Source organism: Paenibacillus sp. ACRRY (assembly GCF_022346995.1).
GTDB lineage: Bacteria > Bacillota > Bacilli > Paenibacillales > Paenibacillaceae > Paenibacillus.
Genome location: NZ_JAKRNM010000002.1, coordinates 894,682 through 919,004, shown reverse-complemented (window position 1 = coordinate 919,004; position 24,323 = coordinate 894,682). Strand labels below are relative to the sequence as shown.

Sequence of the window (24,323 nt, the reverse complement as noted above, 5' to 3'; positions counted from 1 at the left end):
ACTAGACCTCCTGTCAGGGCTGCTTCGCCAGTTGTGAAATTTGAGCGTCAAGCGTATCCAAATCAAGTTGGCCGATATGAATAGTAGAGATTTTGCCCGTATTCGATACGAAGAATGTGGTAGGCATCGGAGAGATTCCGAAATCCCGAATCGAAGTTTTGTCCCGGTCGAGCATAATCGGAAAATTAACTCCCACCGAACGAACAAAATTATCCACGGTCATTTGATCTTCTCCAGCATTAATGCCGATAAATTGAACACCCTGATCTTTCCACTTGTCTGCTTGAGCTTGAAGCGCTGGCATCTCTTTTACACAGGGCTCACACCATGTGCCCCAAAAATTGATCACCATGGCCTTACCTTCGTATTCTTCAGACGTATGCACTTGACCATCCAGGCCCAGCAATTCAAAAGAAGGAGCCTTGTCCCCTTCTTTCGGCTTGCCGTTCGAGCCGGATACCGATGTGGTGATCGCATATCCGCCCAACACCAGGATCAATAACAAAATGACGATTTGCACCGTTCTTCTTGATTTCCCCATGTGCTGCTCCCCTTTGCAGTGACTGACTCTTAATTGTTCATGGTCTCTCCCAACTGTGAACATCCTATGAACAATTATAGCGAATTTCGTCACAAAACTGCGGCGGTTTTATGAAAATTATGTGTCCTCAGATTACCTTTTTTTCATTTTTTTGGCGGGTTCCGATTTGGCGAGTGTAATCAGGTTGTTGACTTCCTCTTTGGTCAGATTACGAGTCAGTCCCCGTTTCAGGTTTTGCAGCAAAATGCCGCCAAACGAAATCCGTTTCAAGCGCGTTACCGGATGGTTAATCGCTTCAAACATACGTCTTACCTGGCGGTTACGACCTTCGTAAATGGTAATGGAAATGACAGCTTCATTGTTAGCTGTGTCCACATCCTTGTACTCCACCTCTGCCGGAGCTGTCATCCCGTCATCCAGCATAATGCCTGTCTTTAATTTCTCCAGAGCAGTACCATGCGGAACGCCCTTGACCGTTGCCAAGTACGTTTTGGGTACATGGTGTTTCGGGTGCGTCAGCAAGTGAGCGAACTCACCATCATTGGTCAAAATGAGCAGCCCCTCCGTGTCATAGTCCAGTCGTCCCACCGGATATACACGTTCTTTGACACCTTTAAGATAGTCGGATACAATTTTCCGTCCTTCCGGGTCAGATGCACTCGTGATAACACCTTTGGGCTTGTTCAACATCAAATACACTTTCTTTTCACTGCGAATCGGTTTTCCATTAACCGTAATCATATCCTCTTCGGGGTTCGCTTTTGTACCCAGTTCGGTTACGACCTCCCCGTTAACTTCCACTTTGCCGGACAGGATCAGTTCCTCGCTCTTACGGCGAGATGCAATACCTGCCTGTGCGATAATTTTTTGTAATCTTTCCATGTTTGTCATGTCACCTCACACTAATGATACCCATCAAGGCGGGAAATCACAAGGATAATCCAAGGAAAATGTAAACAGGGAGCGATAATACCCTTTTTCAGCCGCTATCTCGTGCATTTTCAAGTAAAAAAAGCCCATCTTCCCATTTCCTGCACCGTGACAGGAACTACGAAGATGAGCATGTTTAGTTTTGTGAATATGTATATTCACTTGACGATAACGACACGGATTAACTGGTTACCTTGCCTGCGACAGCGACCTGTTCCTTGGCAGGTGATGAGGTGTCTTTGATAAAAGACTGCAATGTTTTCGACGTAATATAATAGGTTTTCCCACCATATACAAACGTCATCATACCAATAACCCGATTATTCTGATCGAGAACAGGACCCCCGGAGTTGCCTTGTGCCATGGCTTTCACAATACTCCCAATACCCTTTTTACCTGGCACATCCGAAGCTTGATTGCTGTATACCCGGCTTTTGGCAATCGTATTATAGGTTGAAGGAAACTCTTCATCCAGCAGCACTAAATCACCAGCAGGATTTTTCGGAAATCCAATCGTATATACAATCTGGTTATCCCTCGCGCTTGCAAACGTAACCGGCTCTGCATCCAATTCTTTGTCCAGCTTCAGCAAAGCCATATCTGTTACGGGATCTGTCTTGATGATCTTTGCTTTAATAGGACGTTCCAAGTGACCTGGACTCGCTACGGTTAACGTACCTTCATCGCCATCCTTCAGTTCAGCAAACTCCTGAACGACATGGTAGTTGGTAAGGACCTCATCCTTGGAGATCAGTATGGACGTTCCCACGTCATAGTACACCATATCCGGCTCATCCTGCTTGACCAGACGGACGTTCACCACAGGAAATGAATCCGCAGTAACCGCCATTTGTGCACGAAGTTGTTTGTCAAAGTAACCTGTAAAATGAATCGTATTGACCGACTGAGCAGCCGCCATGCCAGTCTGTCCAGCAAGCAAAGAAACGGCAATGATGCTTGACATACCTAAGCGGAGCAATTGTTTTATCCTTTTATGCATGTGTCACTCTCCTCCTCCGCTACCATTCTAGCATATCTAGTATATCGGAAGGAGAGTCGTTATATTTTAACCAAAAACAATCAAACAAATAGCCAGAGCAGCGATAAAGCCGACCAGGTCAGAAAACAATCCAACTTTGAGTGCATATCGGCCATTTCGTATGCCAACGGCTCCAAAATATACGGTCAGTACATATAATGTTGTATCTGTGCTCCCTTGAATCGTGGAAGCCATACGTCCGATCATGGAATCCGGCCCATACGTTTTGATCAGATCGGTTGTAAAAGCAAGAGAGCCTGTCCCGGTTAACGGACGTAATATGCCGAGTGGCAGCACTTCTCCGGGAACGCCCATCCAGGATACAAGCGGAGCGAACAGACTGATTACATAATCCAGTGCGCCCGAAGCCCGGAAAACACTGATTGCTACCATCATTCCCACCAAATGCGGAATAATGCTGATTGCCGTGGAAAATCCATCTTTTGCTCCATCAACAAAGGATTCATATACCGGAACCTTTTTAGTAAACGCATATAATGGAACGAACGCGATAATAACCGGAATGGCCCAGACGGAAATCCAGTTGATGAAGGTTAACATGATGGACTCATCCTTTCATGCTGGAATTGCCGCTCTTTACTACACGTGGCGGTCTGTTTAAGGTCCTGTTCCTATACCAGCGATCTGCCATAATGGCGGCGAGTGTGGCGATGATTGTAGCCATCAGCGTGGTGCCAACAATCTCTGTAGCATTGGCTGAATGGTAGTTCAAACGAATGGCGATGAGGGTTGTCGGGATAATGGTTATACTTGCCGTATTTAGTGCGAGCAATGTACACATCGCAGGGGAAGCCGTTTGTTTATCAGGGTTAAGCTCCTGCAGCTGCTGCATGGCCTTGATTCCCATTGGAGTTGCTGCATTGCCGAGACCAAGTAGATTAGCGCTCATGTTGGACAGAATATATCCCATAGCCGGATGATTTCGGGGCACATCAGGAAACAAAAAGGCAACGACTGGACCCAGCAGTTTGGCTATTTTGCCAAGCAATCCAGCATCTTCTGCCATTTTCATCATCCCCATCCAGAACACAAGCACACTTATTAATCCAAAACACACGGTTACACCCGTTGCGGCCCCATCAAAAGCAGCCTGGGTAACGACTTCAATATTTCCTTTCGCGGCTGCAAAACCAAACCCGACAACAATCATCATAAGCCAGATTACGTTAATCAAGACGTTAAAACCTCCTCTGGAAGCACAGTACATCATGTTGTACCACCTGAATGACGTATTATGCTTCCTAATGATTATGGAGATAACAAATGACTTAGCACCGCCCGCCATGCTGTTGCCCATGTTGAAACTTCACCGATGCCACCAAAAGCTGCGTCCTCTGTCTTCGGCTCAGGAGGAATGTAACTTCCTTTGCGATACACTGGGATTGATCCAATGAATTCTCCTTTAAGCTCCAGATCAATGCGCCCAGCGAGGCCGAAGGACGGATCCATTTGCTCATTTTTTTCAATTCTGGTTTCTGTTTGATTATTCACTAACACCAGCTTTTTGCTTACGGCAGACTTCTCACCCTCCGCAAGTGGATAAGCAAATCCACGCCCCGTGATAACATCCGTGTTAACCACTGGCTGCTCTTTCTTGGCAATCTCCACCAAAGGGAAATGATCAAAACCAAAATCAAGCATGCGCGCATGATCATTCCAATCATTTCCATCATTTAACGTGACTGCAGCCAGCTGCTGACCATTCCGGGTTGCGGAGCTAACCAGGCACCTAAACGCCTTTTTGGTGTATCCGGTTTTCACCCCATCAGCACCCTCATACAATCGTAGCATTTTATTTTTGTTGTGCCAGGAGTACTCCCAACTTTCATTCGGATTAGGGGCAGACTTGTCCTCGGTAGCAACAATTCTTTTAAAAACAGGATTGTGCAGTGCATAAGCCGTTAAACGGGCCAAGTCATTGGCTGTGGAATAGTGTCCTTCTGCATCAAGACCGTGTGGATTCATAAAATGCGAATGCTTTAGTCCGATTTCCTCTGCCTTTTTATTCATTAACAGGACAAAGCCTTCTTCTGAACCTCCAACATGCTCTGCGATAGCAGAAGCCGCGTCATTGCCTGACCTCAGCATTAAACCGTATAACATGTTTTCCAATGTCATTTCTTCTCCCAATTTGAGATAAAGGGATGACCCTTCCTTGGCAAAAGCGGTTGAGGATACTTTCACCTTGTCATCAAGTTTCCCTTGCTCAATGGCGACAATGGCTGTCATGATTTTGGTCAAACTGGCTATGCGCAGTTCCTTATCCCCGTCCTTGCTGTATAGGATTCTTCCGGAAGTCACATCAATGAGCGCTGCACTCTGCGCATGGGTTGATGGACCAGGGATCGTTCCTTCTGCTTCCGCAACCTGTATGATAGGCAGAAGCAGCAACGGTACAAGCAAACCAATCATTACTTTCTTAAATATTCGCATCAATTCATTCCTCCGGGTCACTGGAATCTTGTACTAACTTATGTTCGGACAACCTAAAGTATGTCCCATCTTTCAAAACAGCAAAAATCCCTCTCACAAAAATCTGTGATAGGGATCCAGATAAAATTGCTTAGCTGTAAGTGGTATGATCCGGTGTATGCGGAACTTCATTCGCATTCTGTTGCGATGTATTACGCTGGAACATCCCCTGTATTCTGTCCAAAACATACGGTGTGGAATCAATGAGTTTCTCAAACAAATGCGTAGAATTATCCAGTGGCACAATGTGCACGCCTTGTTTTCCAACAACAAGGAAGGCAATCGGACGGATCGATACACCACCACCACTACCTCCACCGAATGGTGAAGCAACGTTAGCCGAATGAGCACTTTCAGTCTTTGCACCAGGTACAGAGCTGCCTTCTTTGCTCTTTCCATCATTTACATGAAAATCACTGCCTCCAGCGGCGAATCCAAAACCGACTTTACTGATCGGCAGAATAACCGTGCCATCTGGTGTTTCTACCGCATCGCCAACAATGGTATTAACATCCACCATGGCCTTGATATTCTCCATTGCGGTTTCCATTAAGCCTTGAATTGGATGATCTGACATTTGAATTCCCTCCAGTTTCATTTTGAACTAGGTTTGATCTAACCATATCATCCCCAAACCTGAACAGACTATGTAAGTCTCCGTGCAGAACAACCAAGAAAACAGCACCCAACATTCTTGGAGGACACCTCCGATTTCAGAGCCAGTGCAACCGAAATACGTAACGAATTGTAATTTTACCAATTAGCCTTGTTGTTCCTTCAATTTTTGCTTATGTCTGCGCCGTTGTTCCCGTAATATTTTCAGCCACATCCGCCATCCACCATCCACTTTTAGAACCCGGGTCATTAGCCTTACTCCTGCGAGCATAACCGCCGTAATACGAATTTTCATTTTGCATTCCAACTCCGTTTGGAACTCCATCTCATCTTCCCAAACAGGAACCACTTCAAGCATGGGCGTACGTTTAAATCGGATCTGATACGACAAAAAACCGATGATAATCGACTTGATGCTCCATACCCAGCCGGTAAGAATAGCCGTGTGTGCTGCATCTCCAATACCTATTCGGGTGGACCAGGACAGCTCGGTCATATGTACACGGCTCAGCGTTTGCCTAGCCCAGATTTTGAGTGCATCCGTAGCCCTCATCATGACCTTAACGTCTTTTGCCCACTTTTTGACTTTACGTTTGTTGACACGCTCGTGCCCCTCTGCTTCTCCATGCGTATGATTGACATTCTGTTCGGTTTTCACCAGGAAACCTTCTTTCATGTTACGAAAGACGATACTTGGTATTTCATAGTTAATTCGTACAATTCCGTAGAAAAGGCGGACGTTGATCCGCGCGAAATCATCGCTTTTATGTTTACGGAACGTAAAATGCACATGAACATTCGAGATGAGAACAGCGGCAAGCAGCAGTGCGGCAAACAAGCCGATTCCTCCAAGCCAAATCCACACAGGCCTTACCTCCAAGCCCTCAATTCTTTACACGTCTAGTATGACACTCTATATAGGAAAAAATTCACGGCTGACCTGAAAATTCCATTCAAGAATTCGAATTCCCCACGTTTGCTGAAGGTTCATGGCATGCAAAAAAACCGCCACCTTATCAGGTACCGGTTTATCACTGTTTCATATGAACGATTCAACCTTACGAGTCCAGATCCTCGTCATGAACGGCATGATTGTTATCCGTATTTTCGTTATCAAAATCATTCTGGTCCGTGCTTCCCAAGTCCACCTGTTGTCCATCCAGCTTGTTGAACAGCATCTGTGTCTCTTCTTCCAGATTCTCAGAATCTTCAAACAAGCCCGGTTCAGGAAGATCTTTGAGAGAAGCCAGGCCAAAATAATCGAGAAACGACTTGGTTGTTCCATACAGTATAGGTCGTCCAATTGCCTCGGCTCGTCCTACTTCTTCAATCAAATCCTTGTTAACCAACGTATGGATGGCCCGCTCCGATTTCACACCGCGAATCTCTTCGATCTCCACCCGTGTAATGGGCTGACGATAAGCCACAATGGCGAGTGTTTCAAGTGCAGCCTGAGATAACGAGGTCCGTGCAGGAGAGTAAGCCAGCTTTTCAAAGTAGGCAGCATGCTCCGGCAACGTCCCCAACTGGACCACTCCTGCAATTTTGAGGATTTGAACGCCTCGCCCCTGGTTCATGAAGTCAGCGATCATCTCCTCTACTGCATCTGACACCACTTCTATCCGCTGATCCACGATCTCGGCAATTTGTTTGATGCTTAGACCTTCCTCTCCGGACAAAAAGAGCAGCCCCTCAATAATCGACTTCAATTTCGGAAAATCCATGATTCCTTGCTTCCCCTCTCCACTCCATAACGATATCCTCAAACATCCGTTCCTGATAACAGACAATCTGTTTCATTTTCATCAGTTCCAGTACGGCCAAAAATGTGACTACAATTTCATGCCGGTAAATCTGATCATCCAGCAGTTTGGAAAATAACAACCTTCCTCCCGGCCCCATACTTTCCAGAGCTCCAACTACATCGCGTATACGATCTTTCACCGAGATCTCATCGCGCTGTATTCGTGTAACCGTTGTACGCTTCTCTGCCTTGCGCAGTGCCTTCTGAAAAGCGGCAATCAGATCCGAAGTATGCAAACCCTCTACCGGGTTCGATTGGGTCTCTACAGGCATATACGGCCTCAGGTCCTCTGGCTCTTTGGAGAAAATAAGGCTGCGTTCCCATTCCCGCTCATGCAGATGACGGGCTATTCCTTTGTATTTGCGATATTCTATCAGACGTGCAATCAACTCCGCACGTGGATCATAATCTTCTTCTTCCATATAATCATAATCCTCAAAGTCCTCAATCACCGGTGGTTTGGGCAGTAAAAGTTTGCTCTTGATGGACAGAAGCGTTGCTGCCATTACCAAAAACTCACTCGTAATATCCAGCTCCAATTCCTGCATCGAATGCAGATACGCCATATATTGATCGGTAATATCGCTGATGGGAATATCCTGGATATGAATTTCTGCCTTATCGATCAGATGAAGCAGCAGATCCAAAGGCCCTTCAAAAGTTTCCAGTTTATATGTAACTACCGTCACTAGACGAATCCTCCCGCCAGAAAAATACAAAACCCCGCTAAGCCGCCGAATCCGGTCTCCCGAATTCGTCTGCGCAGAGCAGGGCACTACATTAAATAAGCACTATTTTAGCTGTTTCGTCAAGTTTGCCATTTCAATTGCAGCCGTGGCAGCATCCCAACCTTTGTTACCAGCCTTCGTACCAGCACGTTCAATCGCCTGTTCAATATTCTCTGTTGTAACCAGACCAAAGATCGTAGGCACGCCCGTTTTGAGGTTAATGGCCGCCACGCCTTTGGCCATTTCATTGCACACATAATCATAATGAGTCGTTGAGCCACGAATAACGGTTCCCAGTGTAATGACAGCGTCATATTTGCCGCTCTCCGCCATTTTCTGCGCAATCAGTGGGATTTCGAACGCTCCTGGTACCCAGGCTACATCCACTTCACTGTCCTGCACCCCGTGACGTTTGAACGCATCGAGTGCTCCGCTGAGCAATTTGCTTGTGATAAATTCATTAAAACGTCCTACAACCACTCCATATTTTAAACCTTCCGAAACCAAATGTCCTTCAAAAAAGTTCGGCATTTAAGTCATCTCCTCGAATGTATAATGTAATGTAAATTAACTAATTTGCGAGCATTTATTTTCCATAAATTACATGAGCAAAAAGATTAGTTTTTCTCTTCGTTCTGTTCGATATCATCGAACTTCAACATATGCCCAAGCTTCGCCTGCTTGGTATGCAGATAAAGCGTATTATCCTCGTTCTCTTCCATCTGGATTGGAACACGCTCCACCACTTCAAGACCGTAACCTTCAAGGCCTTTGATTTTGCGGGGATTATTCGTTAATAGACGAATTTGGCGAACGCCAAGATCCTTCAGAATCTGTGCACCAATACCATAATCACGCAGATCAGCGGCAAACCCCAGTTTCAGGTTGGCATCCACGGTGTCCAGACCTTCTTCCTGCAGCTTATAGGCTTTGAGTTTGTTAATCAGTCCAATGCCTCGGCCTTCCTGTCTCATATAGAGCAGAACGCCATTGCCTTCTTCATGAATCTGTTTGAGTGCTGCATCGAATTGCGGTCCACAGTCACAGCGATGGGAGTGGAATACGTCGCCTGTAAGACATTCGGAGTGAACACGAACCAACACAGGCTTGGAAGAGTCGATTTCTCCTTTGACCAATGCCACATGTTCTTTGTTGTCTACCGCATTCGTATATGCCACTGCTTGAAACTCGCCAAAATCCGTTGGCATGCGGACAGCCACTTCACGTTGAACCAGCTGTTCCTTCTCATTACGGTAACGAATCATGTCCTGAATGCTAATCAGTTTCAGATCATGCTTGCGGGCAATTTCCTGCAGATCGGGCAGTCTCGCCATTGTGCCATCTTCCTTGATGACCTCACAGATCACACCAGCCGGATAGGAACCGCACATGATCGCCAGATCAACAGCAGCTTCCGTGTGTCCGGCGCGGCGGAGCACTCCACCGTCTTTGGCAATTAGCGGGAACATATGACCCGGCTTGCGGAAATCACTGCTTTTGGCTTCCGGATTAATTAGACCCTTCACTGTAATGGATCGTTCATGTGCAGATATGCCTGTAGTTGTATCTTTGTGATCCACGGAAACTGTAAATGCCGTTCCATGGAAGTCCGTATTTTGCTGAACCATCGGTTTCAGATTGAGTTCATCCGCACGCTGCTGCGTAATAGGAACACAGACCAGGCCTCTGCCCTCGGTAATCATGAAGTTGATCACTTCAGGTGTAGCCTTCTCTGCCAGCGCGATAAAGTCCCCTTCATTCTCCCGATCCTCATCATCCACAACAATGACGGGTTTGCCGCGCATCAAATCGTAAATCGCTTCCTCTATGGGATCTAGTATGGATTGATCTGACATAAGTTTCCCTCCAGTCTCTCTATTTAATGGTTACGTTCCTTATGCAAAGCCATGGTTGGCCAAAAACTCCTCACTGATGCTTTTCGGTTTGCCGGCACTTGTTTCGGGATGCCCTTTGCCGTACTGGAGCAGATGGTCCACATATTTCCCCAAAATATCACATTCAATGTTAATGGTATCTCCCGGCTTTTTCACTTGAAGCACCGTTTCCCCAATGGTATGAGGAATAATCGATACGGTAAACGAGGCTTGTGTCGTCTTCACCACGGTCAGACTAATGCCATCGAGGGTTACCGATCCTTTTGGAATCAAATATTTGAACAGTTCGTGGTCGTCTGGTTTGATCTCAAAAACAACCGCATTCTGATCACGTGTGATACCGCCAATGACTCCCGTACCATCCACGTGTCCTTGTACGATGTGTCCACCAAATCGCCCACCAGACTGCATTGCGCGTTCCAGGTTCACCTTGCTGCCTGATTGCAGCTGACTCAGATTGGTATGACGATAGGTTTCAGGCATGACATCTGCGGTAAATCCTCCGCTTTCCAGCGTCGTTGCCGTGAGACATACTCCGTTTACAGATACGCTATCACCAATCTTCAGATCGTCCATGATGGCGGAAGCTCCGATGTTCAGGACCAATGCTTCGCCTTTTCGACCGATACGCCGAATCTGACCGACCTCTTCCACCAAACCGGTAAACATGCTGCCGCCTCCTTATGCTTATATCTTGCCTTACACATTCGCTCCGTTATTCAGGCCAGACGGGGATTCCGCCAATACTAATATTATCTCCAACTTGCTCAATTTCCAGCTGATTCAATTGAATGGCCTGACTCATACGCTCTACACCTTCAAATCGGAAGCTTCCCGGTGTATCGTATCCGCCCACTATCTTAGGAGCGATAAACATCAACAGCCGATCGACCAATTTGGCTTCCAGCATGGCTCCATTCAACGTTCCTCCGCCTTCAAGCAGGATGGAGCCTATTTCCCGTTCTCCCAACTTGCTAAGCCCATTCAGCAAATCCACACGAGGTCCAGGACCACAGCGGATAATCTCTACACCATAGGCCTCCAGGCGCTCGGCGGCCTCAGGGCTCGCCTCATCCGTCGTAAGTACCCATGTCGGTGCTAGTCCATCCTTGACCATCTTGGCTCCAACAGGGAGACGAAGCTTCGAATCGACAACAATTCGTACAGGACTGATTCCTTCCACTTGAAGACGGGTGGTCAACTCTGGATTGTCTGCGATAACTGTATCCACACCAACCATGATGCCCTGATGACGATGGCGGAGTGCATGCACGATTTCGCGCGCGGGTTCGTTGGAGATCCATTTGCTGTCTCCGCTGCGGGTCGCAATTTTGCCATCCAGCGTGGATGCCGTTTTTAAGGTGACAAACGGCAAACCGGTGGTAATGTACTTAATGAATTTTTCATTCAGACGTCTTCCCCGATCGCGCAAAATGCCAACCTCAACCTCAATACCTTGTTGACGCAGCATGCTGATTCCTCTGCCGGATACCTGCGGATTCGGATCCTCACAACACACAACAACACGCTTCACTTTCTCGTGAATCAAACGCTCACTGCATGGCGGCGTTTTGCCATAGTGGCTGCAAGGCTCGAGCGTAACATACACTGTACTGCCTTCAGCATCACTGCCTGCCATATTCAAGGCGTGTACCTCCGCATGGCCCGTACCTCGCTTGAGGTGACTTCCCAGACCTACGACGCGGCCTTCTTTTACAACTACACAACCGACGACAGGGTTAATCCCTGTTTGCCCCTGTGCACGTTCTGCCATATCCAACGCAAGCCCCATATAAAATTCATCATTGATCATTTCCAAGTCCGGTCACCCCACGGTTAGAATCTTAAATTATAGGCCTCCCTTCGAGCAGAGAGGCGGTTATACCATATCCAAATTAAAAATCCCCACTCGAACAATCGTTCGGGTAGGGATGATGAGAGACATGTGTCACCAGCAGGATGTCGTTGATACGATTGCCAAAAGCACTCCGCCATAATTCCATTTCAGGCAAGTGAAAGCAAACACATACCTAATGAACATAATTACAGGTAAAGAGCTTCTATGGTGTGGCATATGTATGGAAACTGCCGGATAACCGACTTTCCCTGCACAGAAATAAACTTCGACCATTGCTGTGCAGCAACGCTTCTGCGGAGTGCAGTCCAATTAGGCTGCACCCTCTCCTTCTCCCATCCAGACTATACTGTCGGTTCTGGAATTGCACCAGATCAGCCATCTGCCACAGGCAGACAGGTCACGGACTTTGCAAAAGTGCTGGATAGATATCCTCACACACTGCATCACCGCCGGTAGGGAATTGCACCCTGCCCTGAAGGATCGCTTTCGTTATTAATTGGATGTTAGCACTTTAACGTCAAAAAATCAATTGTTTTTTGTTCCTTTTTGTCACATACTAACTTTTAATAAGCAAAAGCATATAAAAAAACCGCTTCGTTTTATAAACGAAACGGCCTTTTTTATTAATTAGGATAACGATTAAACTTCTACTACTTCAACAGTTTCCATTTTGTCGCGACCTTCGAAAGCATCTACGAACTCCATACCTTTGGTTACTTTACCGAATACGGTATGTTGTCCATCCAAATGTGGCTGTGGTTGGTAGCAGATGTAGAACTGGCTTCCACCTGTGTTACGGCCTGCGTGTGCCATTGCAAGAGTTCCGCGCTCATGTTTGTTCGGGTTGATCTCACAGTTGATTGTGTATCCTGGGCCACCTGCACCAGATCCGTTAGGGCATCCGCCTTGTGCTACGAAGCCTGGAATTACGCGGTGGAATACGAGACCGTTGTAGAAGCCGGAGTTAGCCAGTTTCTCAAAGTTTGCCACTGTATTTGGAGCTTCTTGATCGAACAGGTCGATAAGAACTTCTCCGCCGTTTGCCATTTTGATTTTCGCTTGTTTCGCCATATGTAAATGACTCCTTTCGTATTGACCATCGTTAGTGGTGCCATCCTGCATGACCCTGGGCCAAGCTCTATAGCACTTTTCTTAGTGTACACCGAAATGAGTCCAACCGCAAAATAAACAGCAAGTTTTTTCGAAAATGTTGGTCTTAGGAGCAAAAAAAGACAAAAAGGAGTCTTCCTTTTTGTCTTTTTTACTATTTGGTACTTTTTAATATTAACGGGTTACAGGCTGTTTAGCGATACGCTCAGGCACGAGGTCATTCTGAATGATGTCCTGATACGTTTCACGACGTACAACCACATCACCTTGGCCGTCTTTGACAAACACGACAGCCGGACGGCGAATCCGGTTATAGTTGCTTGCCATGGAGTAGTTGTACGCACCTGTGCAGGCAACGGCAAGCAGATCACCGCTCTGAACTTTAGGCAGGTCCAGATCCCAGATCAACATGTCGCCGCTCTCGCAGCATTTGCCGGCAACCGAAACGGTCTCCTGAGCAGACTCATTTGCACGGTTGGCGAGTACAGCTTCATATTTGGATTCATACAATGCTGGACGCGGGTTGTCCGTCATGCCGCCATCCACTGCGACATATTTGCGCACACCAGGGATATCTTTGCTCGTACCAACGGTGTACAGTGTTGTACCTGCTTCACCAACGATACTGCGGCCTGGTTCAACCCAGATTTCCGGAACGTCGTATCCGATTTGGGCAAAATGGTTTTTGACTGCATCCGTGATGGCTTTCACGTATTGTGCTACTTCAAGCGGTGTATCCCCTTCTGTATAGCGGATACCGAATCCGCCGCCCAAGTTAACCACTTTGAATGCTACATTAATACGCTCATATACGCTTGCAGCAAATTCAGCTACACGCTGAATCGCCATTTGGAAACCTTCGACCTCAAAGATTTGAGATCCGATGTGGGAGTGTACACCCAGCAATACGAGGTTGGACTGTTTGGAAGCCAGCTCAATCGCTTCAAACGCTGTTCCGTTACCGATATCGAATCCGAATTTCGAATCTGTTTGACCAGTGGAGATATATTCATGCGTATGCGCTTCAACACCAGGCGTCACACGAAGCAGGATGTTCACTTGACGGTTTTTCTCTGCGGCTACAGCCTGCAGCAAGTGCAATTCATTGAAGTTATCCACAACGAAGCAGCCGATCTCGGCATCAAGTGCCATTTCGATCTCTTCCAACGTTTTGTTGTTACCGTGGAAATGAATGCGTTCAGCCGGGAATCCTGCTTGCAGTGCTGTAAACAATTCGCCATCCGAAACCACGTCCAATGAAAGCCCCTCTTCCGCAGCAAGAGCACACATCGCCATAACGCAAAACGCTTTGCTTGCATATGCAACTTGGAAACCCAGCCCAGAAGCACGGAATGCATCCATGTATTCTCTGCAGCGATCGCGAACCAATTGCTCGTCCACAACATAGAGTGGTGTTCCAAATTGTTCTTTCAAGTCCGTTGTATCTACTCCGCCAATTTCGAGATGGCCTTGAGCATTTATTTTACTTGTACCATGTAAATACATAATCAGCATTCCTCACTTTTTTATATACTGGAATAGTTTCTTCTATTCCAATGATTTTACACCAGTATATCAAATTCGTCAGCGAGAAGAATGGATTTTTAGGCAGATCATTTGTGTTTTTTACTTTTTCGCTTTTCACCGTCCGGATCATCGGACATTTTTGTGTTGTCTCTTGTTTTATTGAATGATGGACGTTTTTTACTTTCAAGCAGAGGCATACGGAACAGGAAGTTCCCCAGAGCCTTTGCATTAAACGGTATAAACGGCCATAAGTAAGAGGAATTATAGGATCGGTGTATGGTCAGCGCGATAACAAGCAGTGTTGTACCTACCACAAACCCCGGCACCTTGAAAATGGCAACAGCGATCAGCAGGAACAGCCTCACCAGCCGATTCGCAAGCCCAAGCTCATAGCTTGGTGTGGCAAACATCCCGATGGCAGCAATAGCCATGTACAGAACGACCTCATTGACAAAATATCCTGTTTTCACAGCAATATCCCCGACCAATATTGCTGCAATCAACCCCATCGCCGATGCAAGAGGTGTAGGGGTATGAACTGCCGCCATTCGTAACAAATCGACACCAAGTTCAATCAGTAGGAACTGCAAAATAATCGGGAGCTTAACATTCTCTTGAGGACCTATAAACTCGAGCCCCATCGGTTTGAGCGCAGGATCAATCACCATCAGCATCCATAGCGGCAGCAAAAACAACGAGATTAAAATGCCGGCAAAGCGGACCCAACGCAAGTAAGTCCCCATAAACGCAGTCTGCCTATTTTCTTCTGCATGCTCACACAGATCGAAAAAGGTTGTAGGCAAAATCATCACACTTGGCGAGGTATCAACAAATATGACAACCCTGCCTTCAAGCAGGTGAGATGCCGTAACATCGGGCCGTTCCGAGTAGCGAACCAGAGGGAAAGGATTCCATCCCTTATTGATAATTGCTTCCTCCAGCTGTTTATCTGCTGCAGGTATGCCATCGATATCTACCCGTTTGATTTTTTCGCGGACCGAATCCACCTGCACTTTATCGACGATATCATCGATGTACACCACGCAAACATCGGTTTGAGTTCTCCGCCCCACCTGCATGATCTCGAACTTCAATCCAGGGTCGCGAATCCTGCGTCTCACCAAGGTCACATTGGTCAGAAGTGTTTCTGTAAATCCATCCCTTGACCCCCGAACAACTCGTTCAAGAGAAGGTTCTTCGGGTGAGCGCACCGGATAACTTCGTGTATCCATCACTAATACAGAGCGGTCTCCTTCAACAAACAATGCACTCATACCCGTAAGAACCTTGTTGATGACCGCGCTCATTTTATCTACTTTCTCTACCTGGATATGTGGAATGTAGCAATCAAAATAGGCCTTAAGCGCATGACCCGAAATTTGATCAGGGGTAAGGTAGGTCAGCCTTTTCAACACTTCCAGCAAGATTTCGTCTTTTGCAAATCCTGTCAGCATCAGCAATCCAACCTTTTTGCCTCCCAGGATCATCTCCCTCATATTGACATCAAAGGACTCCCCGAGGCCCAAAACCTGCTTCAATGTATATTTGTTGTCACTCATGCGAGCGGAAATATCATCACTGTCCTGCCAGTACTGCACGGATTCTTCAACACTGTCGGACATTTCATCCTGCTTCTTTTTTTCGTACGCTCTGCGCTCCTCTTCCTTTTGAATTTCATAAGGCGTTTTGTGCAGCAGCTCTTCGGGTACTCCCTCACCTGAACCATGCCCAGCATTGTCAGATCTCACATCCATTTTCCTTCCTCCTTCGATTCCTTGACCTAACGTTGGTATACAAAAAAGTCAAATAAGGAACCTGTCATTTTGCCCAAAATCATGGCCAGCAGCAGTCCAAACAAATACGATTTCATGCCCAGACGTTTAGCAAGTACAGGCAGTACATTCAGTACCTCGGTCAGTGCCGCGGCAAGCAGGCCAATAAACACACCGCAAAAACACCCAATAATCGGACTCAGGATCAGTATTCCATGTACCTTCCAATGCCAGAAATCAGCGACGGTTCCGACGAGCGACCCTCCGATCAATGCCCCTTCATACCAATGCGTCTTGTCATAAGAACGAGTCAGCTGTGCCAATCTGGGGATCATGTCCAGCACGAGAATGAGGGCAATTACGCCACTTCCTACGGCAACTCCTCCCGCAATCCCAAGTACAATACTGATTACTCCATTAAGAACGCTCATCGGCATTCATCTCCCCGCGTTCCTGCTCATGCATTCGTTCGGTTTCTTCAATGACGACAAACTTGTCTACATTTTGCTGATATAAAAACATTTCCACTTCAAGAGGAGTAGGTTCTTCATTCCACTTTTTCTTGAATAAATGATTAAAGAATACAGCCATACCCAACCCGATTCCGATGGAGTACGCCACCTGAAACAAATAAGGATGTTCGTCCCGGCGACCCGTAATCATCTCCACGATCCGAATCTGAACTTCCTGCATGTTTACATCTGCATGAAAATTCATGATGGTCAGTGCCGATCCAAAGAACAACAGCAGCCAGACCAGGATGAACAGGGATTTGGAAGGTTTGCCAGTTCCCGCAACGACCTCAACCAGCGTGTGCCCCGAACCAATGAGTTCGACGGTGACTTCCGGCAGCATACGCCGTATCTGAGGAATGATCTGCAAGATGTCAATCAGGATCAGATTGCCGTCCTCCGGTCCCGGGCGCAGCAGTTCAAGCTCAAGCAGCCTTCTTTCCCCATCTTCCGGAGAGGTTAACACGTGAGCGATATCACCAAGCTTGACTCCTCTGCCCCTCTGGATGCGGATACGGCTGCGCAGACGAATGTAGACCGTTGGAGTGGGTGTCAGAGACATCCGAAACACTCCTTTACTGCGTAATTTAGGTTAGTATTTGAAGAATGTGCAAATTTATTACATTCGGGTTGGAAAAGGTTTTGGGGACCGGCAGATGCTCCGAGATGGATCGGTCACTGGCCGCTGTTCTTCGAATGTTAAAGCATAGAACTTACACCCGGGCACTTGGCGGCAGGCCAACCTTCCGATCGCTGTTGTCTCCAAATTCCCCCAATTCAATCTTCTGTTGTAAAAATTCGGAGTCAAAGACGAACGCTACGCTTCTTCAGGTTTATTCTGCCGCCTGCGTTGCTAGTGTAAGCAGGAAGCTAACTTCCTGCGCTTCGCTCCCTTGACCGATTCCATCCCTCTGCTGCACATGTCCCCGCTTTCCAAAAGACTGAAAAAATATGCTGGAGGGTGGGTAGTCGAGAGGAAAACTGTTTTACATTGATCAACACTTATAAGCTAGCCTATTCCACAACAAAAAAAGCCGCCATGTGGCGACTTGACTTGATAACCTGACAGAAAGATGGTTAATCGTTTCGTTCCTCTTGTTTCTTCTCGGCGATCTCTCTCCTGAATCGTAAAGGCGTCTTTTTCATGCTTTTCCGAAACTGGTGAATGTAGTAACTCGTGCTGTTAAAACCGACCTCATACGCGATTTCGGTGATGCTGCGGTCGGAGAGCCGCAGTAGTTCAATGCTTTTCCGGATGCGGTAATCCATAACATATTGCATGGGTGTAGTTCGCAGGATTTGTTTAAAATAGCGACATGTCTCCGATCGGCTTAACTGTCCCGTTCTTGCAATATCCTCCAACCTGACTGGATCGGCATAGTTCAGATGAATCCACTGCAGCATATCCTTTATTCTTCTGCTCCTGGTCATCTCGGATGCATCATGCTCCAACGCATATCCGTTCTTAATGAGAAGTGTCCACATATCCAGCAGCGCTGAAGCAACTTTCAATTCGTAATAGGGCGCTTGACTCACAAGCTCCGTTCTGATTAGCCTGATGGCCTCCAAAATCTGCGCTCCCCAGGTTATACCCCCATCTATATAGAGAAAAGGTAAATTGGTAGCCGTTATATAAGGGTGCACATACTTTACGTACAGATCTGAAGGCGCTGCAAGTTGGGGTGTCAAATTTATACATAGATAGATACAGTTGTTGTCGCCTCCATTATCTTCGGCCATATGCATGGCTCCACTGTTAATAAAAATGCCATCACCTTTGGAGACACTAATTTTCTGATCATTGATATGGAACAACGCTGTACCCTGGAGTACCGCAACAAACTGCAATTCATCATGCCAGTGCAGCGGGATGTGTCCATGTACATTATGCACAATGGTTGTTTCATAACAGGCAACAGATAACGTATCGGTCCGGTGCTCCGTCATTTCCTTCAGATTTTGATCAATGATAAATCCAGTCTTTTTCATAAGCCTCATCTCAATATATTTATATTTTCACGCGCAATACTGATATTAATATATCGCATTTCTCCTTAATATAGCACTATTCTTATATTTAAGGTGAGGCGATCAAGAGTGACAACATCTGCAAGTACCAAGCTATCAGGTATCCTGCTTGTTCTAACAGGAGCCATCTGCTGGGGGATCGGAGGAACCGTATCCCAAAAACTGTTTCAACTGGATGGTATTGAAGTCAATTGGTATGTAACCGTTCGATTGCTGAGCGCGGGTATTCTGCTTCTGGTGATTCAATCCTGTACACACGGTAGATCTCAAATTATCGATGTATGGAGACATAAAAAGACAGCTATACAACTGATCATATTTGGATTAGCAGGTATGCTCGCCGTACAGTATACGTACATGGCTTCCATTAAACATGGCAACTCCGCCGTTGCCACTCTGCTTCAGTACCTTTCCCCAATCATGATTATGATTTACCTCGCGCTGCGGAAGCAGTCTGTACTCACGCACAGGGACCTTGCATGTGGCATCCTCGCTCTCGTGGGCTGTTTTCTACTGCTGACGAATGGCTCGGTTACACAGTTATCTGTCTCCTGGCTTGCGGTGATATGGGGGTTATTATCCGGGGTAGCTGCTGCATTTTATACACTTTATGCCGTACAGCTGGTTAAGAAATTCGATTCACTTGTTATCGTTGGCTGGGCCATGATCATCGGTGGTCTGGGACTAAGTTTAATCCACCCGCCATGGAAAGCGGACTTTGCCAGCATCTCGACTGAAACGTACGGGTACTTGATATTTACAATTATCTTTGGGACGATGATTGCTTTTTGGTTCTACATTGCGAGTTTAAAAAGTCTTACACCGAAGGAGACCAGCCTGCTTGGAAGTGCTGAACCTCTGGCTGCCGTTGGTACAACCGTCGTTTGGCTCCATGAACCTTTTGGTTTCTATCAATGGATGGGCACGGCCTGTATTATCGGGTTGATTCTGATCATGCAATTCAATCGCTCAGGATCATCTAAACGGTTGAACGACAAACAACCTCACTCGCGTTAATCGCGCGATGAAAGGTTGTTAGTTGTCGTATATTGGCGATTCAACACCCATGTTGGAGACTGAACTCCATAATCTACTGCGCGATCTGATCGCGAATTGATTGAAGTATTTTTTTCTCCAGCCGGGAAACCTGAACCTGGGAAATCCCCAGCCTTGTAGCAACCTCCGACTGTGTCTGATCCCGGTAATACCGTAGATAAACGATCAGCCGTTCCCGCTCACTAAGGCCGCCGATCGCTTCATTGAGCGCCAGCTTGTCAAACCAGCGTTCCTGGGATTCGTCGGCAATCTGATCCATTAATGTAATCGGATCCCCGTCGTTCTCAAACACAGTCTCATGAATAGACGTCGGCGGTTTGTTTGCTTCCTGGGCGAAGACAACCTCCTCTGGGGTAACCCCCAGCTGTTCAGCCACTTCCTTGATCGTTGGCAGACGATCAAGGTGTTTGGACAGCTCGTCCCTCTTTTTGCGGACCTTATTCGCCATTTCCTTCAGGGAACGACTAACCTTAAGGGTTCCGTCATCCCGCAGGAAACGTTGAATCTCTCCGATAATCATCGGTACCGCATAGGTAGAGAACTTCACATCATAACTAAGGTCGAATTTGTCCACCGATTTGAGCAGGCCGATACAACCAATCTGGAACAGATCCTCCGGTTCATATCCCCTGTTCATAAAGCGCTGAACGACAGACCAGACAAGCCTGATGTTGCAGTTCACCAGCGTATCCCGCGCGACATGGTCACCCGACTGACTGAGCGCAATCAGCCGTTTGACCTCGGCATCATCCAAATAGGTCTGTGAAGACTGTTTCACTTCAGCATCCATTAGACCAACCCCTAATTATACATTGCTTTCTTGGATTCAATCCTCTTCTTCATCTTGATGGAGGTGCCTCTGCCGGGCTCGCTGCTGACTTCGAATTCATCCATGAAGTTTTCCATAATGGTGAAGCCCATGCCCGACCGCTCAAGTTCGGGTTTGGACGTATATAGCGGTTGTTTGGCCAGTTCCAAATCTTCAATTCCTTCTCCGCGATCTTCCACAATAATCGTAATCATGTCTTCGCGAATTTGCGCCTGAATGGACACGACACCTTCGGGATTGTTGTTATACCCGTGGATGATACTATTCGTCACCGCTTCTGAGACAACCGTCTTCAGATCGCTGAGCTCGTCCATTGTGGGATCAAGCTGGGAGATAAACGCCGCGACAGTCACCCTTGCGAACGATTCGTTCTCCGACTTGGCCGCAAATTGCAGATTCATGAAATTTGTTCCCGTACCTTCACTCATGAGACGACCTCCAGACCCGAGAGAGCTGTTCCCTCATTTTCGTAAATCGGCATGATCTTGAACAAACCCGACATTTCCAGCAAACGATAGACCGGCGGATTAACATCACATACAACCATCTTGCCGCCTTTATTTTTAATGAGTTTGTATCTGCCCAAAATGACACCAAGACCCGAACTATCCATGAATTGAAGATCTTTCAGGCTAAGCACCAGATGTTCACACTGTCTGCGCTGGATGGCCTCATCCATTTGCATTCGAACCATATCGGCTGTATGGTGATCCAGCTCCCCGGATAATCGCACAATCAGAATCCCACGGTGATGTTCCATTTCCACATGCAAGTTCACGTTTGCTCACTCTCCTCCCAGTCTTGAACAAGGATTTCTACGTTTCGGAAGGCTTTTCCTGCCCCCCGACAAAACTAGAAGAAAACCCCTATTTAACTACAAAATACGTTCAAGGAATGTATGCAGAACGCGCAAAATCGGCGTTTAATCAAATAGGTTCGATGTTGTCCGTTTAAACAGTTTCCACCAACCAGCCTTATTTACATCCTGAGGCGCCTGGATATCGAATTCCTTGATAACCTCGTTTCCTTGATATACGACAAGCTTACCTACGCTCTGACCAGCCTTGACGGGTGCTTTCACTTCTTTTGCCATTAACAGCTCATGGCGGAACTCATCGGATTTGGCGCCTTTGCGCATCAGCACACTATAATTTTGCGTAGCCGTCAGCGGCAGCTCAGCGACTTCCCCTTTTTCAATTTTCAAACTGCCGAGCTGATCCCCTGCCTTATACAAAGGTTTCATTGTGTATTGCCCGAATGCATAGTCAAACATCGAAGACACTTCAGCATTCCGTGTTTTCGTGTTCGGTTCACCCAGCACTACAGCAACCGTACGCAGTCCATCCTTCATAGCGGTAGCCGACAAGCAGAATTTGGCTTCTGATGTATAACCCGTTTTCAGACCGTCTGCACCTGAGTAGAAACGGACCAGTTTATTCGTGTTCACCAGCCAGAAGGGTTTTTCCGTATCTTTACGAAGGTAGTCCTGGTATGCTCCCGTGTATTTTGTAATGCCTGAATGTTTCAGCAGTTCACGACTCATTAGCGCGATGTCATGTGCGGAGGAATAGTGATTCTCCACAGGTAGTCCGTTACAATTCGCAAAGTGAGTATCTTTCATGCCAAGCTCTTTGGCCCGTTCATTCATCAGCTGTACAAAAGCTTCTTCCGATCCGGCAATTTTCTCTGCCATCGCAACAGATGCATCATTACCGGAAGCCATGGCGATTCCTTTCAACATGTCATCGACAGTCATCTCTTCACCAGGTTCGAGGAAAATCTGTGAACCGCCCATAGATGCAGCATATTCACTCGTTCTCACCTTATCCGTCAGCTTCAGCTTGCCGGAATCAATGGCTTCAATCGTTAGCAGCATGGTCATAATCTTTGTAATACTCGCCGGAGGCAGCTGGTCATGACTGTTTTTCTCAAAAATAACCGTTCCCGTATCTGCATCCATCAATATGGCAGAACGAGCTGACGGGGCAAGATCTGTCCCCCCTGTCGCTTTGGGTGCTTCTTCAGCCAGCGCTGTTGATGCCATAAGGGGTAGCAAAATACATAGGGTCATGAACGATGCCATTATTCGTTTCTTCACTAGGGTTAACCTCCTCAAATGACTTGCTTACTGCATGCTCCATGCATGTACTGCTAATCATTGTCGGCGCGTTTACAGTAAATTATTCCATCCCATGAATGATTTCCCGAACTTTTTCTATTCTCCAACAAATGCACAAAAAACGTGCCCCCCTAATGAAGGGAAAACACGTCCGTTACCCGCTATAATGAAAAGAGGGGAGTCATCCCCCTAAATCCCATGAATAGATATTCCAGAAGATAAGAAATGAAGTTAATACGACAGATATACGAATGTTCCACTTAGTCGGAGAGGTATAGGTTTGATACACCATGATCAAAACGATAATGATACTGGCAGCCAAAAACGCGATATTTGTTTTAACAAAGAAAAGCAGCAACAGCACTCCAATATGTATGACTCCTATGACACGGTCAATATTCATATCAAACCTCCGAACATGACATGTAGATCCTTATAGATACACTAAATAATTTTCTTTAAGCAGAACATTTCCATGTTATCCTTTCTTTATTTTCTGAATTTCACTTTTTTGTAATATAAATAAAAAAAGACAACCTTTGAATGATCCCAAGGATCACCATAGGTTGTCTTACTAAAGTTACGATTTACATTTGCGGAATAACGGCCAGAACAAGCTCAAGGAACGACTCACGAACACGCTCGGTCGTTTCCATTACCTCATCATGGGATAACGGCTGATCCAGGATTCCAGCTGCCATATTACTGATACAGGAAATACCGAGCACTTCCAGACCAGCATGACGTGCCACGATAACCTCGGATACAGTAGACATACCAACTGCGTCTGCACCCAATGTACGCAGCATCACGATCTCAGCAGGTGTCTCATAGTTAGGACCCAGCAAGCCTGCGTATACGCCTTCACGCACGTTAAAACCTTGTGAAGCCGCTGTATCCTTCGCTAGCGCGCGCAGACGGCGGCTGTAGGCTTCAGACAAGTCAGGGAAGCGCACGCCCATAGCCGGGTCATTAGGCCCGATCAACGGATTTTTGCCCGTCATATTCAAGTGATCCGAGATCAGCATCAGATCGCCTGGCTTGTACGAAGTGTTCACACCGCCAGCTGCGTTGGTTACGAGCAGTGAAGATACCCCCAGTTCTTTCATGACACGTACAGGGAACGCTGTAAGCTCAGGGCCATATCCTTCGTACATGTGGAAACGGCCTTTCATCATAACAACTGGACGTCCTTTAATGGTGCCGACCAGCAATTCTCCTTCATGCCCTTCTACAGTGGAGACCGGGAAGTGAGGGATATCCTGATAGGCAATGCTTACTCCATCTTCAATAAGGTCGGCCAGAATACCAAGACCAGAACCCAAAATCAAACCGACTTCCGGCTTGATGGAGCTTTTGCTTTGAATGTAAGCTGCAGCTTCCTGAATCATCTGTTGATTTAATGCTGTCATTTCAAATGTTCCCCCTTGAGTTGAAACTTCCGTCTATGTCAGCTAGATGCATCGA

At 46.7% G+C, this 24,323-nt stretch carries 27 protein-coding genes and 1 riboswitch; of the genes, 1 reads left to right on the top strand and 26 read right to left on the bottom strand.

What is annotated here, in order from left to right; genetic code table 11:
• Positions 1-13 precede the first annotated feature (13 nt).
• The 20 genes from MH144_RS13540 to MH144_RS13445 all read right to left on the bottom strand — a co-directional run bounded on the left by MH144_RS13540 (position 14) and on the right by MH144_RS13445 (position 18,813).
• Positions 14-541, bottom strand: coding sequence for a redoxin domain-containing protein (locus MH144_RS13540; protein WP_239300515.1), 528 nt, complete (start codon positions 539-541; stop codon positions 14-16).
• Positions 542-673: 132 nt separating this feature from the next.
• Positions 674-1,423, bottom strand: coding sequence for a pseudouridine synthase (locus MH144_RS13535; protein WP_095290531.1), 750 nt, complete (start codon positions 1,421-1,423; stop codon positions 674-676).
• A 229-nt stretch (positions 1,424-1,652) separates the two neighbouring features.
• On the bottom strand, positions 1,653-2,471 hold the full coding sequence (locus MH144_RS13530; protein ID WP_239300513.1) for a S1 family peptidase: 819 nt from the start codon (positions 2,469-2,471) through the stop codon (positions 1,653-1,655).
• Positions 2,472-2,537: 66 nt separating this feature from the next.
• Positions 2,538-3,071 (bottom strand): spore maturation protein, encoded by a 534-nt coding sequence (locus MH144_RS13525; RefSeq protein ID WP_095290528.1) that lies wholly within the window; start codon positions 3,069-3,071, stop codon positions 2,538-2,540.
• Positions 3,072-3,078: 7 nt separating this feature from the next.
• On the bottom strand, positions 3,079-3,684 hold the full coding sequence (locus tag MH144_RS13520) for a nucleoside recognition domain-containing protein (RefSeq protein ID WP_431523696.1): 606 nt from the start codon (positions 3,682-3,684) through the stop codon (positions 3,079-3,081).
• A gap of 95 nt (positions 3,685-3,779) precedes the next feature.
• Positions 3,780-4,964, bottom strand: coding sequence for a D-alanyl-D-alanine carboxypeptidase family protein (locus MH144_RS13515; RefSeq protein ID WP_239300509.1), 1,185 nt, complete (start codon positions 4,962-4,964; stop codon positions 3,780-3,782).
• A gap of 130 nt (positions 4,965-5,094) precedes the next feature.
• Positions 5,095-5,580 carry a GerW family sporulation protein gene (gene ytfJ / locus MH144_RS13510; RefSeq protein ID WP_239300753.1) on the bottom strand — a complete coding sequence of 162 codons (486 nt, stop codon included), beginning with the start codon at positions 5,578-5,580 and terminating at the stop codon, positions 5,095-5,097.
• A 183-nt stretch (positions 5,581-5,763) separates the two neighbouring features.
• Positions 5,764-6,483 carry a DUF2953 domain-containing protein gene (locus tag MH144_RS30985; RefSeq protein ID WP_239300507.1) on the bottom strand — a complete coding sequence of 240 codons (720 nt, stop codon included), beginning with the start codon at positions 6,481-6,483 and terminating at the stop codon, positions 5,764-5,766.
• A gap of 193 nt (positions 6,484-6,676) precedes the next feature.
• Entirely contained in the window at positions 6,677-7,342 is a 666-nt protein-coding gene (gene scpB / locus MH144_RS13500; RefSeq protein ID WP_239300505.1) for an SMC-Scp complex subunit ScpB, read from the bottom strand.
• Positions 7,311-8,111 (bottom strand): segregation and condensation protein A, encoded by an 801-nt coding sequence (locus tag MH144_RS13495; protein ID WP_095290518.1) that lies wholly within the window; start codon positions 8,109-8,111, stop codon positions 7,311-7,313. The genes scpB and MH144_RS13495 overlap by 32 nt, the downstream gene beginning before the upstream one ends.
• A gap of 102 nt (positions 8,112-8,213) precedes the next feature.
• On the bottom strand, positions 8,214-8,681 hold the full coding sequence (gene ribH / locus MH144_RS13490) for a 6,7-dimethyl-8-ribityllumazine synthase (protein ID WP_095290516.1): 468 nt from the start codon (positions 8,679-8,681) through the stop codon (positions 8,214-8,216).
• 86 nt (positions 8,682-8,767) lie between these two features.
• Complete coding sequence (locus MH144_RS13485) at positions 8,768-10,006, bottom strand: bifunctional 3,4-dihydroxy-2-butanone-4-phosphate synthase/GTP cyclohydrolase II (RefSeq protein ID WP_275440076.1); 1,239 nt, start codon at positions 10,004-10,006, stop codon at positions 8,768-8,770.
• Between the two features lie 39 nt (positions 10,007-10,045).
• Entirely contained in the window at positions 10,046-10,714 is a 669-nt protein-coding gene (gene ribE, locus MH144_RS13480) for a riboflavin synthase (RefSeq protein WP_239300503.1), read from the bottom strand.
• 46 nt (positions 10,715-10,760) lie between these two features.
• The gene (ribD, locus tag MH144_RS13475; protein WP_239300501.1) at positions 10,761-11,864 is read right to left on the bottom strand and encodes a bifunctional diaminohydroxyphosphoribosylaminopyrimidine deaminase/5-amino-6-(5-phosphoribosylamino)uracil reductase RibD; all 1,104 of its coding nucleotides are present in this window, start codon (positions 11,862-11,864) and stop codon (positions 10,761-10,763) included.
• Between the two features lie 359 nt (positions 11,865-12,223).
• Positions 12,224-12,387: riboswitch (FMN riboswitch) on the bottom strand.
• A gap of 155 nt (positions 12,388-12,542) precedes the next feature.
• Entirely contained in the window at positions 12,543-12,974 is a 432-nt protein-coding gene (locus MH144_RS13470) for a peptidylprolyl isomerase (RefSeq protein WP_175395555.1), read from the bottom strand.
• Between the two features lie 213 nt (positions 12,975-13,187).
• On the bottom strand, positions 13,188-14,519 hold the full coding sequence (lysA, locus tag MH144_RS13465; protein WP_239300738.1) for a diaminopimelate decarboxylase: 1,332 nt from the start codon (positions 14,517-14,519) through the stop codon (positions 13,188-13,190).
• A 107-nt stretch (positions 14,520-14,626) separates the two neighbouring features.
• Entirely contained in the window at positions 14,627-16,294 is a 1,668-nt protein-coding gene (locus MH144_RS13460; RefSeq protein WP_239300499.1) for a spore germination protein, read from the bottom strand.
• 26 nt (positions 16,295-16,320) lie between these two features.
• Positions 16,321-16,743, bottom strand: coding sequence for a stage V sporulation protein AB (locus tag MH144_RS13455; protein WP_481857351.1), 423 nt, complete (start codon positions 16,741-16,743; stop codon positions 16,321-16,323).
• Positions 16,730-17,386 (bottom strand): stage V sporulation protein AA, encoded by a 657-nt coding sequence (locus tag MH144_RS13450; RefSeq protein WP_239300495.1) that lies wholly within the window; start codon positions 17,384-17,386, stop codon positions 16,730-16,732. The genes MH144_RS13455 and MH144_RS13450 overlap by 14 nt, the downstream gene beginning before the upstream one ends.
• Positions 17,387-17,901: 515 nt before the next feature.
• Entirely contained in the window at positions 17,902-18,813 is a 912-nt protein-coding gene (locus MH144_RS13445) for an AraC family transcriptional regulator (protein ID WP_239300493.1), read from the bottom strand.
• 108 nt (positions 18,814-18,921) lie between these two features.
• Between MH144_RS13445 and MH144_RS13440 the strand changes: the two genes are divergently transcribed.
• Positions 18,922-19,869 (top strand): EamA family transporter, encoded by a 948-nt coding sequence (locus MH144_RS13440; protein ID WP_239300491.1) that lies wholly within the window; start codon positions 18,922-18,924, stop codon positions 19,867-19,869.
• Between the two features lie 73 nt (positions 19,870-19,942).
• On the opposite strand, the gene sigF is transcribed toward MH144_RS13440, so the two are convergent.
• The 6 genes from sigF to MH144_RS13410 all read right to left on the bottom strand — a co-directional run bounded on the left by sigF (position 19,943) and on the right by MH144_RS13410 (position 24,268).
• Positions 19,943-20,698 carry an RNA polymerase sporulation sigma factor SigF gene (sigF, locus tag MH144_RS13435; protein ID WP_095290500.1) on the bottom strand — a complete coding sequence of 252 codons (756 nt, stop codon included), beginning with the start codon at positions 20,696-20,698 and terminating at the stop codon, positions 19,943-19,945.
• An 11-nt stretch (positions 20,699-20,709) separates the two neighbouring features.
• Entirely contained in the window at positions 20,710-21,165 is a 456-nt protein-coding gene (spoIIAB, locus tag MH144_RS13430; RefSeq protein ID WP_095290499.1) for an anti-sigma F factor, read from the bottom strand.
• A complete protein-coding gene (gene spoIIAA / locus MH144_RS13425) occupies positions 21,162-21,515 on the bottom strand; it encodes an anti-sigma F factor antagonist (protein ID WP_036663380.1) in 354 nt (117 codons plus the stop codon). Before spoIIAA ends, spoIIAB begins: the two co-directional genes overlap by 4 nt.
• Positions 21,516-21,659: 144 nt before the next feature.
• Positions 21,660-22,781, bottom strand: coding sequence for a D-alanyl-D-alanine carboxypeptidase family protein (locus MH144_RS13420; protein WP_239300736.1), 1,122 nt, complete (start codon positions 22,779-22,781; stop codon positions 21,660-21,662).
• 256 nt (positions 22,782-23,037) lie between these two features.
• On the bottom strand, positions 23,038-23,259 hold the full coding sequence (locus MH144_RS13415) for a hypothetical protein (RefSeq protein ID WP_239300489.1): 222 nt from the start codon (positions 23,257-23,259) through the stop codon (positions 23,038-23,040).
• 184 nt (positions 23,260-23,443) lie between these two features.
• Positions 23,444-24,268 carry a purine-nucleoside phosphorylase gene (locus tag MH144_RS13410; RefSeq protein ID WP_239300486.1) on the bottom strand — a complete coding sequence of 275 codons (825 nt, stop codon included), beginning with the start codon at positions 24,266-24,268 and terminating at the stop codon, positions 23,444-23,446.
• Positions 24,269-24,323 lie beyond the last annotated feature (55 nt).

What these genes read in the sequence shown, in the direction of transcription:
- scpB (WP_239300505.1), bottom strand. Translation starts at nt 7,342, where the DNA reads ATGGATTTTCCGAAATTGAAGTCGATTATTGAGGGGCTGCTCTTTTTG.
- MH144_RS13450 (WP_239300495.1), bottom strand. Translation starts at nt 17,386, where the DNA reads ATGTCTCTGACACCCACTCCAACGGTCTACATTCGTCTGCGCAGCCGT.
- MH144_RS13540 (WP_239300515.1), bottom strand. Translation starts at nt 541, where the DNA reads ATGGGGAAATCAAGAAGAACGGTGCAAATCGTCATTTTGTTATTGATC.
- lysA (WP_239300738.1), bottom strand. Translation starts at nt 14,519, where the DNA reads ATGTATTTACATGGTACAAGTAAAATAAATGCTCAAGGCCATCTCGAA.
- MH144_RS13520 (WP_431523696.1), bottom strand. Translation starts at nt 3,684, where the DNA reads ATGATGATTGTTGTCGGGTTTGGTTTTGCAGCCGCGAAAGGAAATATT.
- MH144_RS13535 (WP_095290531.1), bottom strand. Translation starts at nt 1,423, where the DNA reads ATGGAAAGATTACAAAAAATTATCGCACAGGCAGGTATTGCATCTCGC.
- MH144_RS13415 (WP_239300489.1), bottom strand. Translation starts at nt 23,259, where the DNA reads ATGAATATTGACCGTGTCATAGGAGTCATACATATTGGAGTGCTGTTG.
- ytfJ (WP_239300753.1), bottom strand. Translation starts at nt 5,580, where the DNA reads ATGTCAGATCATCCAATTCAAGGCTTAATGGAAACCGCAATGGAGAAT.
- sigF (WP_095290500.1), bottom strand. Translation starts at nt 20,698, where the DNA reads ATGGATGCTGAAGTGAAACAGTCTTCACAGACCTATTTGGATGATGCC.
- MH144_RS13530 (WP_239300513.1), bottom strand. Translation starts at nt 2,471, where the DNA reads ATGCATAAAAGGATAAAACAATTGCTCCGCTTAGGTATGTCAAGCATC.
- ribE (WP_239300503.1), bottom strand. Translation starts at nt 10,714, where the DNA reads ATGTTTACCGGTTTGGTGGAAGAGGTCGGTCAGATTCGGCGTATCGGT.
- spoIIAB (WP_095290499.1), bottom strand. Translation starts at nt 21,165, where the DNA reads ATGAGTGAAGGTACGGGAACAAATTTCATGAATCTGCAATTTGCGGCC.
- ribH (WP_095290516.1), bottom strand. Translation starts at nt 8,681, where the DNA reads ATGCCGAACTTTTTTGAAGGACATTTGGTTTCGGAAGGTTTAAAATAT.
- MH144_RS13470 (WP_175395555.1), bottom strand. Translation starts at nt 12,974, where the DNA reads ATGGCGAAACAAGCGAAAATCAAAATGGCAAACGGCGGAGAAGTTCTT.
- MH144_RS13445 (WP_239300493.1), bottom strand. Translation starts at nt 18,813, where the DNA reads ATGAAAAAGACTGGATTTATCATTGATCAAAATCTGAAGGAAATGACG.
- MH144_RS13485 (WP_275440076.1), bottom strand. Translation starts at nt 10,006, where the DNA reads ATGTCAGATCAATCCATACTAGATCCCATAGAGGAAGCGATTTACGAT.
- MH144_RS13460 (WP_239300499.1), bottom strand. Translation starts at nt 16,294, where the DNA reads ATGGATGTGAGATCTGACAATGCTGGGCATGGTTCAGGTGAGGGAGTA.
- MH144_RS13525 (WP_095290528.1), bottom strand. Translation starts at nt 3,071, where the DNA reads ATGTTAACCTTCATCAACTGGATTTCCGTCTGGGCCATTCCGGTTATT.
- MH144_RS13515 (WP_239300509.1), bottom strand. Translation starts at nt 4,964, where the DNA reads ATGCGAATATTTAAGAAAGTAATGATTGGTTTGCTTGTACCGTTGCTG.
- MH144_RS13455 (WP_481857351.1), bottom strand. Translation starts at nt 16,743, where the DNA reads ATGAGCGTTCTTAATGGAGTAATCAGTATTGTACTTGGGATTGCGGGA.
- MH144_RS13420 (WP_239300736.1), bottom strand. Translation starts at nt 22,781, where the DNA reads ATGGCATCAACAGCGCTGGCTGAAGAAGCACCCAAAGCGACAGGGGGG.
- MH144_RS13410 (WP_239300486.1), bottom strand. Translation starts at nt 24,268, where the DNA reads ATGACAGCATTAAATCAACAGATGATTCAGGAAGCTGCAGCTTACATT.